Annotated in this window: 15 protein-coding genes and 1 tRNA gene; 8 read left to right on the top strand and 8 right to left on the bottom strand. The window is 48.5% G+C overall.

Translation table 11 applies throughout. The annotated features are described in order from the left end of the window. The 7 genes from AC3DOM_RS07275 to AC3DOM_RS07245 form a co-directional block, all read right to left on the bottom strand. Positions 1-415, bottom strand: a 415-nt coding sequence (locus tag AC3DOM_RS07275; protein ID WP_487918372.1) for an NUDIX hydrolase, incomplete at its 3' end; no start/stop codon positions are given. Between the two features lie 9 nt (positions 416-424). Then, positions 425-1,057: a cyclase family protein gene (locus tag AC3DOM_RS07270; RefSeq protein ID WP_487918371.1), complete on the bottom strand. Its 633-nt coding sequence runs from the start codon at positions 1,055-1,057 to the stop codon at positions 425-427. A gap of 3 nt (positions 1,058-1,060) precedes the next feature. Further along, on the bottom strand, positions 1,061-2,044 hold the full coding sequence (locus AC3DOM_RS07265; RefSeq protein WP_487918370.1) for a Gfo/Idh/MocA family protein: 984 nt from the start codon (positions 2,042-2,044) through the stop codon (positions 1,061-1,063). A gap of 20 nt (positions 2,045-2,064) precedes the next feature. Further along, the gene (locus tag AC3DOM_RS07260) at positions 2,065-3,717 is read right to left on the bottom strand and encodes a CapA family protein (protein ID WP_487918369.1); all 1,653 of its coding nucleotides are present in this window, start codon (positions 3,715-3,717) and stop codon (positions 2,065-2,067) included. Between the two features lie 124 nt (positions 3,718-3,841). Next, entirely contained in the window at positions 3,842-4,945 is a 1,104-nt protein-coding gene (gene menC, locus AC3DOM_RS07255) for an o-succinylbenzoate synthase (RefSeq protein ID WP_487918368.1), read from the bottom strand. A gap of 32 nt (positions 4,946-4,977) precedes the next feature. Beyond that, positions 4,978-5,532 carry a zinc ribbon domain-containing protein gene (locus AC3DOM_RS07250; RefSeq protein ID WP_487918367.1) on the bottom strand — a complete coding sequence of 185 codons (555 nt, stop codon included), beginning with the start codon at positions 5,530-5,532 and terminating at the stop codon, positions 4,978-4,980. A gap of 68 nt (positions 5,533-5,600) precedes the next feature. Then, positions 5,601-6,812 (bottom strand): DUF3048 domain-containing protein, encoded by a 1,212-nt coding sequence (locus AC3DOM_RS07245; protein WP_487918366.1) that lies wholly within the window; start codon positions 6,810-6,812, stop codon positions 5,601-5,603. Between the two features lie 244 nt (positions 6,813-7,056). Here AC3DOM_RS07245 and AC3DOM_RS07240 point away from each other — a divergent pair, with 244 nt between their 5' ends. The 8 genes from AC3DOM_RS07240 (at position 7,057) to AC3DOM_RS07205 (ending at position 15,989) form a co-directional block, all read left to right on the top strand. Then, on the top strand, positions 7,057-8,619 hold the full coding sequence (locus AC3DOM_RS07240) for a hypothetical protein (protein ID WP_487918365.1): 1,563 nt from the start codon (positions 7,057-7,059) through the stop codon (positions 8,617-8,619). Then, on the top strand, positions 8,619-9,218 hold the full coding sequence (locus AC3DOM_RS07235) for a hypothetical protein (RefSeq protein WP_487918364.1): 600 nt from the start codon (positions 8,619-8,621) through the stop codon (positions 9,216-9,218). The genes AC3DOM_RS07240 and AC3DOM_RS07235 overlap by 1 nt, the downstream gene beginning before the upstream one ends. A gap of 7 nt (positions 9,219-9,225) precedes the next feature. Next, entirely contained in the window at positions 9,226-10,626 is a 1,401-nt protein-coding gene (locus AC3DOM_RS07230; RefSeq protein WP_487918363.1) for a proton-conducting transporter transmembrane domain-containing protein, read from the top strand. Between the two features lie 42 nt (positions 10,627-10,668). Then, complete coding sequence (locus tag AC3DOM_RS07225; protein ID WP_487918362.1) at positions 10,669-11,853, top strand: hypothetical protein; 1,185 nt, start codon at positions 10,669-10,671, stop codon at positions 11,851-11,853. A 55-nt stretch (positions 11,854-11,908) separates the two neighbouring features. Continuing rightward, on the top strand, positions 11,909-13,804 hold the full coding sequence (selB, locus tag AC3DOM_RS07220; protein WP_487918361.1) for a selenocysteine-specific translation elongation factor: 1,896 nt from the start codon (positions 11,909-11,911) through the stop codon (positions 13,802-13,804). Beyond that, positions 13,804-14,466 (top strand): SOS response-associated peptidase, encoded by a 663-nt coding sequence (locus AC3DOM_RS07215; RefSeq protein WP_487918360.1) that lies wholly within the window; start codon positions 13,804-13,806, stop codon positions 14,464-14,466. The genes selB and AC3DOM_RS07215 overlap by 1 nt, the downstream gene beginning before the upstream one ends. A gap of 131 nt (positions 14,467-14,597) precedes the next feature. Then, positions 14,598-15,845, top strand: a complete 1,248-nt coding sequence (locus AC3DOM_RS07210; protein ID WP_487918359.1) for a peptidoglycan DD-metalloendopeptidase family protein — start codon at positions 14,598-14,600, stop codon at positions 15,843-15,845. Positions 15,846-15,915: 70 nt separating this feature from the next. Beyond that, positions 15,916-15,989 (top strand) — tRNA-Val (locus AC3DOM_RS07205). A gap of 566 nt (positions 15,990-16,555) precedes the next feature. On the opposite strand, the gene AC3DOM_RS07200 is transcribed toward AC3DOM_RS07205, so the two are convergent. Next, on the bottom strand, positions 16,556-17,416 hold an 861-nt coding region (locus AC3DOM_RS07200; protein ID WP_487918358.1), incomplete at its 5' end, for a family 4 glycosyl hydrolase.

Here is a 17,416-nt window from a genome sequence, read left to right as displayed (position 1 = left end):
GTGAGATAAATTTTGCATCCAGCGCCAGAAAAAGATACATGGTGGCAACGCCGCGATTTGGGTCCAGGATGTAACTCCCAAGATCAACCCAATTTGATGATTGGTAGCCAATTTCTTCAAGGAGCTCTCGTTTGGCGGCATCCAGCGGCTCTTCGTTCTTCTCAAGCATTCCGCCAACAGTGGCTAATGAAGTTCCTTCGACGGCGTATTTGGTTTGCCGAAAACAAAGGAATTGACCATCTTCCCTTCGTGCAAGCACAATGGCCGCGCTTGGGATCGTGACCCACGTCCAGTCAGGTATGATCTGCCCATCAGGCAATTGGACTTCATGGCTTTCCACTTTCAGGAATTTGCTATGATCCAAAATTATTTTTCTGGAAAGTGTTTTCCATGGACGCAGTCCTTTTTTACTCACGCCAACATCCTAACCCATCAAAATTGCTCTGGCAGGTGCACCTTCAGAGCCGACCAACTTGATTGGGAGGCAGTATAGATCATATTCCCCCTGGGGAACCTGGCTCAGATCGCAACCTTCGAGGGCGATCATCCCCGCGGAAAGAATGATCTGATGGGTGGGAATAGAGTCATCAAAGGGGGCGACGGAAAGATAATCCACGCCGATGAGCTGGATGCCGTGCTCCACAAGCCATTCCGCACCATCGGAGGAAATGGCGACAAAATCCGGCTGAAAGATGCGGACACCAGATGCCCACAGGTGGGAATTTTTGGTGCGCAGGAGCAGGCGCGAGGTCGTGGTCGGGATCGGGGCAGCATCCAGTATTTCGGCTGTGATTGCCTCGACTTCATCATCCATATGAAGGACGAAGGCGGGGCCAGTCAGCACATCCAGCGCAAGATTTTCGACTGTGCGCCCATCGTTGAGAAAATGGTGAGGGGCATCTACATGCGTGCCGACATGGACACCAGTCTCGAGACGGGATACATTTGCATCAGCACCCTTGTCCATATCCAGGGTTTTTTCCAGCACAACAGCAGGGTCACCCGGCCAAACAGGGAGATCGGGCGAAATGGGGAGTGAGATATCGTAGATTTTCATGCTTTATTCAAAGGGATATTTTAGCCCGATCTCGGCGCGGATACTATCCATCAATCTCATCATGGACAGGGTATCCGCATGAGAGATACCGGGGCTTTCCAACAAACCAGCCCGAATGCAACGCATCGCTTCTATTGTCTGATACTCAAATCCGGACGCCGCAAAGGGTGCGGTCTCGGTATGCTCCTGTCCATCGACACTCAACGTTGCCTGGGTACTGCCCCAGAAGTTGGAATGGATCCGGATATGCCCTTTGCTGCCATAAATAAAAAAATCGTTTCGATTTTCAGAGAGGAAATTACAACTGAACTGCGAGACAATCCCATTTTCATAGACCAGAACTCCGGCGAGCAATTCATCGACACCGGTATTGCCAATCAGTGCATGGACATCGAATGATGTAGGATACTCACCCATGACCCAGTTTGAGATCGAAAGATTATAGATGCCGATATCAAGTAGAGAGCCTCCGGCCAAATTCAGATCGAGCAAACGGCCCTTCTCATCGCGCTCTGGATGAACGCCAAAAGCGGAAGTCAGTAGAACAATTTCACCGATGCGCCCCTCATCCAACCATTTGCGGACAATGCCGTAGATCGGCAGATAGCGGGTCCAGAGGGCTTCCATCAGGAAGAGGTTTTTCTCTTTGGCTATAGAGATTAATTTTTCCGTTTCTGTGGCATTGACGGTGAAAGGCTTCTCACAGAGAACCGGCTTTCCAGCTTCCAGCGCAAGCATACAATGCTCAAAATGTTGGTGATGCAAAGAACTAATATAAACCCCATCCACAGCAGGATCATTAACCAGCGTTTTATAAGAATCGTAAGCCCTGGGAATGTTGTATTTTTTGGCAAAGGCATCCGCTCTTTCCTGGTTGGAGCTTGCAACGGCACAGATTTCAGCATCTGAAATCGATTGTACGCCTTCTGCAAAGGTATGGGCTATTCTTCCGGGCGCGATAACGCCCCATTTGAATTTTTCTGTCATTTTATCCTCCAAGTTCATGTCTAATGCTGCCCCCCATAATAAGGGAGCGGCGTGAGCGTTGCGAATGGAACGGGCATTGCAATTGGGGTCAGGGTCAGGGTAGGCATCGGGGAGGGCGTGGGGATCGCTTCGATCCACCCGCTGGCATCAAAGATATAGGTGAGGAAATCAGTTCGTTCTGCTTCGGTCATCTTTATCGGTCGGGAATAGTCTACCAGCATGGCAGTCAGTAACTCGAGGCCTAAATATTTCCCATCGTAAAAGACGTGACGGTCTAAAAATTCTCGCCTTGTGCCGACCACTGGGTTATCCATTTGGTCGAAGAAAAGATTGCCAAGACCGTAATCAATAAAGGCACCACTATAAAACTCTTTGGCCTGGGCAAAATGCCCCTGGCTACCGCTGACGATAACAGCGCCTGCATCTGCCAATCGACGAAAATCCCGCTCCTGCCACGGGCGAATTTCGGGAGAATAGTATTCGTGATATTGGAAGGTGGCGACAGGTAAATAGCCCTCAGCGCGCAAATCTTCGATTTGTGAAACCATATATTTAGGATCGCAAGGGGCGGCGCCAGGCCAGCCATCCACACGCGCCCAGGCAAATTCAGGCCCGACGGGATTGCAGCCAATAAAGGCGATTTTATTGCCATTGTGCTCGATCCTGAGTGGCTTCCGGGCATCTTCCAAATCTCTGCCACCTCCATAATAAGGCAGCCCTCGTTCGTCATACATATCCAGCGTAAAGAAAGTTGCCTCTGAGCCATAATCCTGAAAGTGGTTCCCTGTCAGTTCAATCACATCTGCGCCCACAAATTCGATCAGCTCAATATAACGCGGGTCGCTGCAAAATTGCAGACCAACCTGTCCCGGCGTGGGTGGTTTGCATTTATCATAGAATGGAATTTCGTTACTAATATGGGTGATATCGGCGTTTTGCAGCCATTCGCCCACATCCTGTGCGGGATAGGTGATCCCCTTTCTCTCCATCGTATAAGCGGTTCCACGTACAAGTGCAGTTACCCCGGTCATCATGAGCGTGGTCAGTTTTTCAGGATCACGGTTAAATGCGGGGAGCAAGGGTTGTTCAACGGGGCAAAGGCCATCACATTCCCAACCAAAGGATAGGGCCAGGGGATAACTCTCTGGAATGAAGTCGTTATGGAGCGGAGATTGACCGTCAATTGTGAGAACTTTCCAACGGGGTTCGATCTCTTCAAAAGGGATGATCGCCCAGGCGTTTTCTTTCTCCCAGGCAAAATCGAGCAGGTCATCGGGATGGATGGTACGCACAGCTCCCGAACCTGCTGCACCCCAAGTGGCAGTCAAGGCTTTTTTGGTGGATTCTGCCATCCATAACGGCGACCCAACCCAGGGATCGGGGGCGTCCCCTTCCCAGGTTCTGCGTAACTCCTCACTGGAGATCCCATCCGTGATCGTTGGGAAAGGTGCAACGAGAGCATATGTCCACAAGGAAGAAACCGGTCCTTCACTCAAATCCAGCCGAAGAGTAGCAGATTCTTCATCTATAGCTCGGGGAATCTCCCATCTATCCTCTTCGGTACGTAATACGTCGGGAACTGACTCGCTGATCCAGATAGATGCAGGACGCGGCGTAACGGTCGCTGTTGGAGGAAGGGGACTGCTTGTAGCGCTGGGAGAATTTATTGGCAAAGAAGTGCTGCTTGTTTGGGCTGGTTTACAGGCAGCAAGAAGAATTAACAATAGAAAACATAGTAGGTGAGTTCGCTGGAAAATTTGCATTATTTTAATAGAATAACGGAGTAAATGCAGAATGCTAAAGCTGATATTCCCGCAATAAATAATCTTTGACCGCATCATTATCTATCGACACGCCCAGCCCGGGACCGGTCGGGACATCAATGGTGCTATCGGCATTGAGCGTAAATCGTTCCTGGGTGATATCCTGGACGTAATAGCGGTCGGTCGCAGAAATATCGCCGGGGAAAAGGAAATTGGGTAAGGAGGCGAGGGCCAGATTTGCAGCGCGACCAACGCCCGTTTCAAGCATCCCACCGCACCATACGGGGATATTTTTCTCAAAGCAGTGATCATGAATGGCAATAGCTTCAGTCAGCCCGCCTACGCGCCCGGTCTTAATATTGACGATGCGACAGGCGTCCATCTCGATGGCCTGTCGAGCGTGGCGCAACGAGATGATGCTTTCATCCAAACAAAGTGGGGTTTTGAATTTTTCCTGTAAAAAATGATGATCCCAAAGATCGTCTTCTGCAAGAGGCTGTTCAATTAAAAGAAGACCCAAATTATCCAGGGGCAATATCGCATTGGCAGTTTCGAGAGTATAGGCCGAATTCGCATCCACCTGTAATTTTAGGTCAGGGAATGCTTCGCGTGCGGCGGAAACATCGCCTACGTCACGCCCGGGTTTAATTTTTAATTTCACTCGACCGTAGCCATTCTTCAAATAGCCCTCGATCACCCTCAGGAGATCATCAGGAGTATCTTGTAAACCAACGGAGACCCCAACTTCGACCTTGGGTTTGCCGCCGCCCAAGAGCGTTTGCAGGGATTTATTCTCTTTTTTGCCGAGCAGATCCCAAAGCGCCATTTCGACTCCAGCTTTGGCCATCTCATGGCCTTTAATTTGTTTCACTCTTTGGCGAAAGTCTGCTGTCCCATCTATGTTCTGTCCCTGAATAGAAGGCAAGATAAAATCCTGCAGGATATGCCAGACGGTTCCTGATGTTTCGTAGGCATAACCGGGATCTCGATCTGCTACGCATTCCCCGTAACCGATCAATCCCTCAGCATGGATGGTGATGAGGATGCAATCACGGTCAAAAATCCGTCCAAAGGAGGTCTCAAAATGCGAGACGAGCGGCATCCGTAGATGCTGGATAACGATCTTTTCAAGTTTCATATTTTATTTTTGGGTTCAATTGCCCGATTATCTTACTCTTCCAAAGCATCCTCTATCCCCTCTGCATTCTCATCCTCTCCTCCATCTACCTCCTCTTGAACATTCAGATTTCGCAAAACATCGTCCATGCTCATCCCTTCGCGGCGCATACCCAGTTCGGGAGTCCCACAGTAGGGGCAGATGTTCCAGGGGAGTTCCATCAATTGATCGCACTCATGGCAATTCTTTTTAAGCTTGGTCTGGCAATTCGGGCAAACCATCCAATCGTCTTTAACCCGGCGTTCACAGCCCGGGCAAAGAAGTTGATCTTCTATTGCGGCAAGAAGGGCTTCCTCTTCGAGAGTGCGCTGGTATTCTTCTTCAAGCGTGTAGGGTGGTCGCAAAACAAGGTAGACCAAAACACCGGGGAGGTTCAACAAACCCACCATCAATGTGGAAAGAATTTGCACCAATCTGTCCCGGGAGCGATTGCGAATATCTCTATAAGTCCACATGACGAGGCTCACCCACAGAGCCAAAAGGAAGGCTACGCCAAATCCTGTCAGCACGAGGACAATGTTATTTAAGAAAACAGGATCAAGGTTCATGATCTCTCCATTTACTGCAAAATCGTGATATTTGATTGATTCGAAAATTATGTAATTATTGTACTATGCTAAGGCGTCTCGAACTGGAATTGCCATTGCGCATTATATTGCGTAACTGTGGAATTTTCGCCAAGGACTTCATAAAAGGTTCGGCCCGGTTTAAGGGAGAGGGGAATCCCCCTGGTATCGGTGAGGAGCAGAGGCTGATCGGTCTCAACCCGACGCCAATATGCTGGTATCACGATCCCATCACGGAAGAGGTACGCCTTTCCCGATCGGATCAGATCAATATGATAGACCTCATCCTCCTCCTGATATCGGTTGGCAAAGCTGTGCGGAACGAAAAGGTAGACAATATTATCAGTCGAAACCTGCTGCCCGTTTAGAGCATCAATCAAGGGTGCATAGCTGGGAAGTTTACCATCGCGGGTATCGGATGATTCCTGATAACGATAATATTTATGAAGCAGAGGGTTGTATCTCCAATGATGGTAATCGTCCTGCGAATAACGGGCAAAGATGCTCAAAACTGGCTCAGAATAAACTGATGGCACCGAGCTAAAGTAGCTTGAACGCAAATTAGGGCGAGAGTTATCTTTGTTTTTTTTCTCCAGACAATCGGAAAATTTAGTGGTGTTGAAGAAAACATTATTGTAGGTATCGCGGTCTTGTTCGCCAACCACAAAAGGCGGGCAGCTTGAACTGCCAGGCACAACAAGGAAATCACGAATATCGCTTGCCTTCAGATAATCGTACACACGTTTATCAGCGTATTTGAAGACAATATAAGATTGATACATACGGGCTATATGTTCATCAAAGAATCGCCCGGAACGAACAGGACCCACACGCTCGGCATCATTGCCATAAAAGATGGCGACAAAACGGGTTAGCCCCCCTTCTATATAATATTCAAAAACAATATCAGCAAGAGACAGCCCAGATTCAGGGCGAACATAACGCGGATAGAGAGCGATTTTACTCGCAATGGGACGTCTATCAAGCAGACCTGGCAATGCCGGGTACTGCCCTGTTAATGGATTGATGCCTGCCGGAATAGAATAAGGAGAGATATTCGGCATTGTGGGGAAAATTTCAGGGATGGAAGTGGGGTATATTCCACTTTCATAAACGACAGTGGGACGTGGTGTTGCTGTTCCTTGAATTTGAACTGATGGTTCAAAAGAAAATCCACCTGCCTCACTTCCCGGCAGAAATGGTGTGGGAGAGACCATAAGCTCCGACACGCTCATCACCTCACGGGAGGCTTTCGCAGCCATGCTTCCCTCGACGATTGCGAAGATGAAAAAAAATATAAAGGCAAAGGAAATCAACCCGGCAAATAGTTTAATATTTTTTATGGATAAAGTTATTTTTCGTCCACTCATGAAAAGCCTTTTGACATAGGGTATTGCATATTTATCTTACCTTCAAAAGCACAAGCTGATTCTACAACAAAAAGTCAATTAGATGCCTTCAAAGCTGATAAAATAGACTATCCTTTAGTACGGTATTGTACACCTTATGCTGATTTTGATTACGATTATCATCCTTTTTCTTTCTGCCCTGGCATTATTGCTTTTACGGCTATTAAATCCAGATTTTCGCTTTTCATGGCTTCTAGCTACCGCAGGCGCATTTATGGCATGGCTCAGTATTTTTTTCTGGCATCTGGACATGCCTCTGGTGCTCACCCTGCCTTCCTGGCAACCAACAACCCTTTTTACAAATTCTCCTGTGTTTCTGGCTGATCAACTATCCTGGCCTTATGCTTTTAGCCTTGCAACACTAGCCCTGGGTACTATGTTTACCGCGGTCGCCCGTGAAAACTTCCCCAGCCCTCCAGCCTGGGCAGGAGTGCTAACCTTGAGTGGCGTAGGAATTTTGGCGGTTTTAGCTGATAACCCCCTTACCCTGGTTCTGACCTGGACTGCAATTGATTTGGCTGAATTCATCACCTTTCTGGGATCAGTACGAAAAAAAGAATTGCGCGAAAGAATTGTGATTTCATTTACAACGCGCGTACTTGGCTCTGCCTTTTTGCTTTGGGCCGGACTCGTCAGTGCCGCAGAGGGAACTTCCCTAAATTTCGTTGCTGCGCCGAAAGAAGCAGGGGTTTATATGCTCATTGCCGCTGGACTTCGCCTCGGCATCTTACCAATGCATCTCCCTTTTAGAACAGAATCAGCTTTGCGTCGCGGTTATGGGACAATGCTCCGCCTCACCTCAGCCGCAACCAGCTTAATTCTTTTTGCACGAATTCCATTTAGCAGCTTACAGTCTCCACTAATTCCCTATATCTTTGGCCTTGTAGCTTTAGCTGCGCTCTATAGCAGTTGGATATGGTTCCGGGCTACCAAAACTCTGGATGCCCGCCCCTACTGGGTGCTGGGGATGGGCGCTCTCTCCCTGATTGCAACTTTACGCGCCAATCCTGCTGGCAGTGTTGCCTGGGGAATTGCCCTCATTTTGGGGGGAGGTGTTTTATTTCTCTCTTCTGTACAATCTAAATGGCTCAGTCGCCTATTATGGCTCAGCCTTATCGCCATGTCTACTCTCCCAATGACACTCACTGCAACTGGCTGGGGAAGCAAAGTCGCCTCTTGGTGGGGATTTTGGTTCATCCTACTCCCGACCCAAATATTTCTGCTGGCAGGCTATTTCCGCCATGCCAATCGTCAAGAAAAAGCAACCTATAAACCGCAAAACTTTTTCACCCGCCTCATATATCCACTGGGGATTATCATCATGCTCCTTTCACTACTTCTTTTGGGATTTTGGGGTTGGCAAGGAGCAGCCTCAATTGGCATATGGCAGCTTGGTCTGGTTGCCTCAACGCTAACGATCTTACTCATTTGGCTTCGACCGCGAATTCGGTTTCTAAACCCAAGGGAGGCACATTGGCTCAAACCGAGTACCACCGCCGGAGGCATGAATTACATCAATAACGCTTTCTGGAGCTTCTATTATTTCCTCCGTAATTTGGCCCGACAGATATCCAATATTCTGGAAAGCGATGGAGGTCTTCTCTGGGCACTTCTTTTCATCATCCTCTTTGCCTCTCTCCTCTCAGGGGGGATCCGCTAATGACTTTGCAAAGCATCTCTTGGGGAGCAACGATCTTATTGCTCGTCACTACCCTGTCAATCCTCCTGATCAGAGATTGGCGCTGGAGCCTAACCCTCCTTGCCGCACAATATATAGGTATTTTTTGGCTAACACAACTACATTGGACGATTTCGATGGCAGCAGTAAAACTTGTAACGGGCTGGATGGCAGCCACAATTCTCGGAATCACCCGCTCCGCCCACAACCCAAAATTTGCTGCCGCGCCCTATCGTTCCTGGCCCGAAGGCAGATTTTTCCGCATCCTCGCTGCCTTGCTCGCCTTCCTCGTCGTTTTATCTGCCGCCCCAGGCGTTGTCCAACTCCTTCCCGGGATTGGCTTCCCAGAGGTCACCAGTAGTCTTATCCTGATGACAATGGGACTGCTTCTTCTTGGACTAACCATTCAGCCTCTACGTGTTGTAATTGGCCTTCTCACAGTCCTGGCAGGTTTTGAAATACTGTATGCTGCTGTTGAGACATCAACTCTTGTCGCTGCACTGCTTGCTGTCATCAATCTCGGCCTGGCACTGGTTGGCTCCTACCTGCTGACAGCCGGCCTCGAAGAGTTGGAGGCGTAAAGTAAAAATGAACGCCCCACTTATTTGGATCGGCTTCCCTCTAATTCTTGCAATCATCCTCTGGATTCCCCGCCGCGCAAACATTACCGCACTCCTTGGCGGGCTAAGCTCTCTTATCCTTGCTGGGGTAGCATGGTTATTGCCCATAGACACTGCCATTCGCCTAAGCAGCAATCTTTCAATAAAAATCTCTTCTTCCATCGCAATACTGGGCCGACAAATAACCATCAGCCCTACAGATCAGCCCCTCATATCTTTGCTCTTCTGGTTGGCTTCACTTTGGTTCTTCGGGGCAAGTGCCGCAGGCATCGCTCGACGCCTCATCCCCCTGGGATATGGCATTATCGCCTTGCTGATCGCTTCCCTTTCTGTGGAACCTTTCCTCTACGCCGCCCTCCTTATCCAAACTGCGATCCTGATTGCCATACCCCTTCTCTCCCCTCCTGAGCAAAGGCCTGGGCGCGGCATTATTCGTTTTCTAATTTACCAAACCCTGGCAATGCCCTTCATCCTCTCTGCTGGCTGGCTTATGGCAGGCGTTGAATCCAGCCCCGGTGATATCGAACTTCTCACCCAATCAGCAACCTTATTGGCACTGGGCTTTGCTTTTTTGCTGGCAATTTTTCCTCTCTATTCCTGGATCCCCCTCCTGATGGAAGAAGCCTCTCCCTACGCGATGGGTTTCATTCTATGGCTCTTGCCAAGTGTAACATTGCTCTTTGCGATCAGTTTTTTAGACCGTTACACCTGGCTCAGAGAATTTGACCAACTGAACAACGCTCTCCGATCTGCCGGTCTCCTCATGGTAACTACAGGAGGAATTTGGGCAGCCTTCCAGCATCACCTTGGGCGAATAATGGGCTATGCCACTATTGTCAATACGGGGTTTTCCCTCCTTGCCCTGAGCTTGTTCCCAGACTATAAACTTTCTGCTTTCTTTTTGCTGATGATCCCGCAAGCACTTGGACTAATTGTCTGGTCTCTTGCGCTCTCCGTGGTAAAAATGAGAGAAAATTCTCTCATTTATAAAGAGATGCGGGGAATGCTTCAGCGTTATCCGATCATTATTATTGGTCTGATAATTGCGCATTTTTCCGCGTCAGGGCTTCCTTTAATGGCAAATTTCCCTCCCATCTTAGCAATCTGGGAAGGGGTGGCACGACAAACGCTCATCGCCGCGTTTTGGCTTGGACTGGGCCTCGCAGGCCTTTTTACGGGGGCGATCCGCTCACTGGCCATTATGGTTAGGTCGCCAGAAGACCAACTCTGGGAACTAAATGGCTCATTGCTACAAAATATCCTGATAGGAATCGGAATTTTCTTCATCCTGATTTTGGGTTTTTTTCCACAACTTATTCACCCGATATTGACGACCTTGCCGGCAGCCTTTGCGCATCTCAGCGGTTAGGCTCATGCTATAATCTGCCGACACCCCCATTTGGAGACTCTAATGGAATTTGAACAGATCATAAAACAATTAGATTGGCTGGACGAAGAAAGACGCAAAGACAAGGCAACTATCGCCGCGCAAGAAGAACAAATTGCCCTTTTAAAAACCGATTTCAATTCAATTAACCAGAAAACAAAAATACTTGAAAAAGAGATCGAGGGCTATGCATCACTCAGCGCAAGAGTGGAACAATTTGATAGCTTTCTCGCTCAACAGCGCAAAGATATGAATGAAACCTATTCAAGACTTGAGGAAAATGCCAGGAAGCGAGAAGAAGATATTGGAAAACGTTTTCAAGGCGAATTCAAAACAATTAATGAAACACTCTCCAGGTTACGCGACAAGGATGAAATTGCTGATGTTCGCCGCGAAATGAAAGTTCGAGAAAGTGAAGATTTACGCCTGGGAGAATCCTTTAAGAAACTCAAAACAAATTTTGATGAAGTCCTAAAGAACAATAATGAGCTGAAGTTTGCACAAGATAAGCATGAAGATAATCGGAATCAAGATATCAAACGGCTAACCGATACACAGGGAGAAATTGTTGCCCTCAGAAAACGTCTTGATGAGGAACGCGAGAAACGTCAACTGAATGCAGATAGCCTTAGAAGTATTGATAATCGTGTTGCAGATGTTCTCTCCAACGAACACAAACGAAAACAAGAACAAACCGAATTCTATGAAAAATTCTCTCTCGAACAGGTTGATCGAGAACGCGCCTGGAAAGAATGGGTCGAAAAAACAGATAGCTTCGCTGAAAAATCCGAGCTGCTTGAAACTCAATTGCAAATAGTAACTGACGCAACACGATCAGCCCAAAAAGCCGAAGAAACCTATACAGAAATCAGCGAACGCATTGAACGTCGTGCTCATGAGATTACTGAGATGCAGCGTCTGGCAGAAGATCGGTTGCGTCAAGAATGGGTTACCTTTAAAGCTGATGACCAAAAACGCTGGACAGGATATGGTCTCTCTCAAGATGAAACTCTGAAGAATATTCAAAATGCGATGGTAAAAATTGAAGCCCACCTGACCGCGCTGGATGATGCATCACAAACCATGCAGGATCAACTTCAACAGACCACAGATGTGACTGAGCAACAAATGCAAGAATTGATGAACTGGGCACACGAATGGCTGGGATCTTATGAGCGCGTGATGGGGCACGCTAAAAAAAATAAGTGATTAATATAGCTTGCTCTATTCAAAATAGAAGTATGGCCCTTGGAGCAATATAGTTATGCGCGTTATTGGCACTGCCGGGCATGTAGATCACGGAAAATCCACGCTTATCGCTGCGCTCACGGGCGTTCATCCTGATCGCCTGAAAGAAGAGATCGAACGCGAGATGACCATTGAACTCGGCTTCGGCTGGTTAACCCTGCCCGATGGCGAAGAGATCGGCATTGTGGATGTTCCTGGCCATCGCGATTTTATTGGAAATATGCTTGCAGGCATAGGCGGCATCGACGCAGTTATTCTTGTCATTGCTGCTGACGAAGGCGTGATGCCTCAAACCAGGGAACATCTCGCCATCCTCGACCTGCTCCAAATCCCCACAGGCATGATCGCCCTCACAAAAACCGATCTTATACCTGACCCTGAATGGCTTGATCTTGTCGAAAACGAGATTCGTGAAAACCTGAAAAAAACTATCCTCCAAACGGCACCCTTTGTGCGCGTCTCCGCCAAAACAGGCACAGGGCTTCCAAAACTGCTAGATACTCTTAGCAGTCTACTCAAAGAAAAACCTGCCCGCCTTGATCTTGGCCGTCCGCGCTTGCCAATTGATCGTGCTTTCAGCATCGCTGGATTTGGTACCGTCATCACTGGTACCCTCGCCGATGGCAGCCTGAGTCTGGGAGATGAGGTTCTCGTCTTGCCCTCCCAACAAAAGGGGCGCGTGCGCGGTCTGGAAACTCATAAGAAAAAAGAAGAGGTATCCGTTCCGGGGAGTCGCACGGCTGTTAACATCTCCGGGATTTCTCTGGAAAATATTCATCGCGGCGAGGTGGCAACCAAAGTGGGGCAATATGAGATGACGCGCCGACTGGATGCCCATCTGCGCCTCCTGGCAGATATCAATCTCCCGCTCAAACATAATACCGAGGTAAAACTCTTTGTCGGTGCAAGCGAAACAATCGCGACCCTGCGCTTGCTCGGCGTCGAGACGCTTAATCCCGGCGAGGAGGCCTGGATTCAACTGGAACTGCGTGACCCGATCGTGACCGTGCGTGGTGATCGATATATCCTCCGCCGTCCCTCCCCTGCTGAAACACTCGGTGGAGGCAGTATCGTTGATCACCAACCAAAAGGTCGCCACAAACGTTTTGACAAAGCCGTCATCGAAAAACTATCTGCCCTCGCCGGAGGCTCCCCCGCCGAGGTCTTGCTTCAGGCCAGCCTTGCAAGTGGCGCAGATACTTTAGCGAATATCGTTCGGCAAGCACGGCTTGATGCGGCAGATGCAGAGGATGCTGTAGGTGAATTATTTTCTTCCAATCAGCTCATTACACTCGGAGAAGGAGCGCAAAACGCCAATAGCAATCTTCTTGTCATCGCCGCAGCACAGTGGAAAGCACTATCAGAACGCGCTGTTCAAGTAGTGAGGACCTATCATGAAAACTTTCCGCTGCGACGCGGCATTCCGCGCGAGGAACTGAAAAGTAGATTGAAAATTCCAGCGCAGATTTTCAGCGCCATGTTGAAAAAAATGGATCAGGCGGAGGCCCTCGTCCAAACAGAGAAAAGGGTCGCTTTGCCGGGGTTTGAGATCCGTTTTGACAAAAACCAGCAAACCCGGGTCGAGGGTTTGATCGGGCGCTTTACAGAAAGTCCATTTACTCCGCCAACGATCAAAGAATCACAGGGCGAGGTTGGCGAAGAGATTTTCAATGCGCTGATCGATTTGGGAGATTTGGTAACTGTCTCCAGCGAAGTTGTTTTCCGGAAGGCTGATCATGAGAAAATGATCGCGATGGTGCGTGCACATCTGGCTGAACATAGCAAAATCACTGTTGCAGAAGCACGCGATCTTTTTTTAACCAGCCGCCGTTATGTGCTCGCGCTGCTTGAAAACCTGGATGAGCTTGGAGTGACAAGGCGCGAGGAAGATTATCGGGTGTTGAAAAGCTGATGTGTGGGCGATTTACATTGACCGTTAACCCGGCCGACCTGCAGGATGCCTTTGCCGGATTCCATTTCCCGAAGCAGTTTGCGCCGCGTTTTAACATCGCTCCCACGCAGCCACTCCTGGCGATCCCAAACGATGGAAGTAACCAGGCTGGATTTTTTCTTTGGGGGCTGATCCCCTCCTGGGCAAAAGATGCCAAATTTGGTTCACGATTAATTAATGCACGCTCTGAAACCCTGGCAGAAAAACCATCCTTTCGTGGGGCATATAAATATCGACGCTGCCTGATCCTGGCCGATGGCTTTTATGAGTGGAAAGCTATCCCGGGACAGAAGGTGAAAGTTCCCCATTTTATTTTTATGAAATCGCGCCAGCCTTTTGCATTTGCAGGACTATGGGAAGATTGGCAAAGCCCCGATGGCTCTCAACTAAAAAGCTGCACAATCATCACCACACAGCCAAACGAGATGATGTCTCCGATCCACAACAGGATGCCGGTCATTTTGCCACCTGATGCTTATGCGCAATGGTTGGATACACAATCACGCACCGATTTGCAGCACCTCCTTGTCCCCCACCCTGCTGGGGAGATGGATGCATATCCCGTATCCACCCTGGTGAACAGCCCTGCAAATGATCGCGCAGAATGTGTTGTCCCGGTTTAGTTCCGCATGGGGGTCTAGAGCCCGAGCTCGCTTTGGAAACCCACAAACGCCTGATTTTTAAGATTAATATTCTCTCACCCCTTTCTTGACGCTATATTTTCCCCGTGATATGATGCCGAGCGGTAAAATTTATGGAAAATAAACTAAATCATAACAATCCCAAAACTAGTCCTGGAGATTCTCCTGAAGGGAAATCGGGACAAGGTGCTGAAAATGGGGAGAGACGCGGCGCTGAAAGGAAACCAAATCTACTCAATCGCTGGATGGAATACCTCTTCCAATTGGGACTGGGCGAATCAGCCTTGCGCGTGGCAACAAATATTCTTTTTCTGGTTGCTGTCGTTGGAATAATTCTCTTCATGCAGGGTTTCTACAAAGATCTTCCCGAATCTATTTCTGAGCAAGGCGTATTGGATTCAGACCCCACGCCCCTCGTTGCGGTTGAACTCGCTTCAGAGCCTCTTACTGCTAATATTACCAATATCAATACAGGCGGCATCCCCCGCACGGCCATCATCCACACCACAATCCCCTCCCGCCCTCGCCTCGAGGTTACGACTTATGATGTTCAGTTGGGCGATACTGTTTTTGGGATTTCAGAAAAATTTGGCCTGACCCCACAAACAATCCTGTGGGGTAATTACAATACTTTGCTAGACGACTCTCATAACCTAAAAGCTGGACAAGAGTTGAATATTCTGCCTGTCAATGGCACCTATTACGAATGGCAGGATGGGGATGGCCTCAACGGGGTTGCAGATTTTTTTGGAGTAGCGCCAGATGATATTGTTAGTTACCCTGGCAATCATCTAAACTCAGAAACCATCGGCGATTACGCCCGCCCTAATATTGCACCGGGCACCTTGTTGATCGTACCGGGAGGAGAGAGACTCTTTATCTCTTGGAGCGCACCAATTGGTGTGACGCGTGAAAATCCGGCCAGTTCATATATCCTTGGCGATGGGGCCTGCGAACCAATCTCTGGGGGAGCAATTGGCTTTGGCACTTTTGTCTGGCCTGCAGCAAGTCATTTTCTTTCTGGCTACGATTGGTCACCTCAAACCAATCATCGCGGTATTGATATCGCAGGGCATGAGGGAGCTGGAATCTTCGCCGTCGATGCAGGTGTGGTGGTCTACTCTGGCTGGAATAATTATGGCTATGGCAATGTGGTGATCCTTGATCACGGAACCGGTTTTCAATCAATGTATGCCCATATGAGCGCGATCTATGTAGGCTGTGGGCAAAGCATTGGCCAGGGCGAGGCAATTGGCGCCTTTGGTAGCACAGGCCGTTCATCCGGGGCACACCTTCATTTTGAGTTGATGACCTCGGTTTATGGCAAGGTAAATCCCTGGGATTTTCTGCCCCCATCCTAATCCTATTTCATCTCTTGTGATACGCCTTGTCAAAGCATTTGGACTCAGCTATAATCTCCGCGCATAATTCGGGCGCGTAGCTCAGCTGGTTAGAGCGCACGGTTCACATCCGTGAAGTCGGCGGTTCGAGTCCGCCCGTGCCCATATAGAGCCGCCATATTGGTGGCTTTTTTCATCTGCCATTTTCTCCTTTGAATCGAGATGTTTTCGTAAGAGAGTTGTTTGAACAGCCAAAGGCTTTGGTGGTAGCTGCCGTGGGTATGCAAAAAAGATGAGCGCATGGTTACAATCCGTGAGTTTGTTTGAGCTCCATATCGCCCACTTGATATTCAGAGATTGCTAATAGATGAATTTTTAGCAGTTTCTTGCGATGTTAAAGTTTAATTCTACGGGAAAATTGGAAGATTTGGGGTTTGATATAAATCTAAATGCACATTAATCGGGCTAGTAAGTGTTCGAGTCTCATTTCTCATTTACAACATGCAATTTAGAATAAGATCGGAGCCTAGGTATCATTAATTCGAGTCCTGTCCCCTCTATCCAATAGTACCCATCTCGAACCACACTAGAAGGGTGTGTTCGGGATGAATTCTTTTAACTAGGTAGTATATCTTCACAAGTTTTAAATAATCCATATGTCTACGGGTGGCTGGTTTTATACAGTGGCTACAGCCTGTGTGGTATCTTTGGCAAGATGTTTTTTCAGAACATCACTGATAAGTTGGCAACCAATCGCCATGAGCCGAGATAAGCTCGTCCACCATAGACCAAATTTGGTCAAGGTCGAGTTCGGCGGCGGTGTGTGGATCCAGCATCGCTGCGTGATAAATATGCTCTTTCTTTTTGGTGAGCGCTGCTTCAACAGTCAACGCTTGAACATTGATTTGAGTTTGAATCAAGGCAACCAGATGCGGAGGAAGGGCCCCAACTTTGGTGGGCTGCAAGCCGCTTTTATCCACTAAAACAGGGACTTCCACACAGCAATTCTGGGGCAGATTGCCGATTAAGCCATCGTTCATCACATTGCCATAAACCACGCGGGGCGTGCCGGTTTCGAGTGAATGGATGATATAAGCACCATACTCGTGCGATTGCTTCACATCATCAAAGGTAGTGACCATTTCAGCCATCCACTCCAGCTCCCAATCTGTTGCGCCAGCCTTTTTGAGCTTTTCGTTCATAGTCGAGATGTCAACGGGAAGATCGGGGTTTTCAAGCGTAGCTTTGGTGGCTTCCCACCCAGCAATCTGGACTTCACAGCGGCGGATATACTCATCAAGGGGAATATTGTATTTCTCGATCAAATCCGGGCGATCACGTTTGATGAACCAAGGGACGTATTCGGCAAAATGTTCACTGGATTCGGTAACAGAATAGCCCAGACGAGTAAGCATCTCGTACCGCACTTTATTCCAACTTGGGATTCGGTCTTCAACGACTACTCGGCGAATTTCAGAGTACAGGTCAACACCATTCCGCTCGAATTTGAGATAAAAAGCCATGTGGTTAATCCCCGCACAGAGATAGTTAATCTCATCCAGCGGAATATCAATATCACGAGCAATCTGCTC

This window comes from Candidatus Desulfolinea nitratireducens (assembly GCF_982879505.1).
Note: the sequence above shows the minus strand (reverse complement) of the source record. Positions and strands in the feature narration are given on the sequence as shown.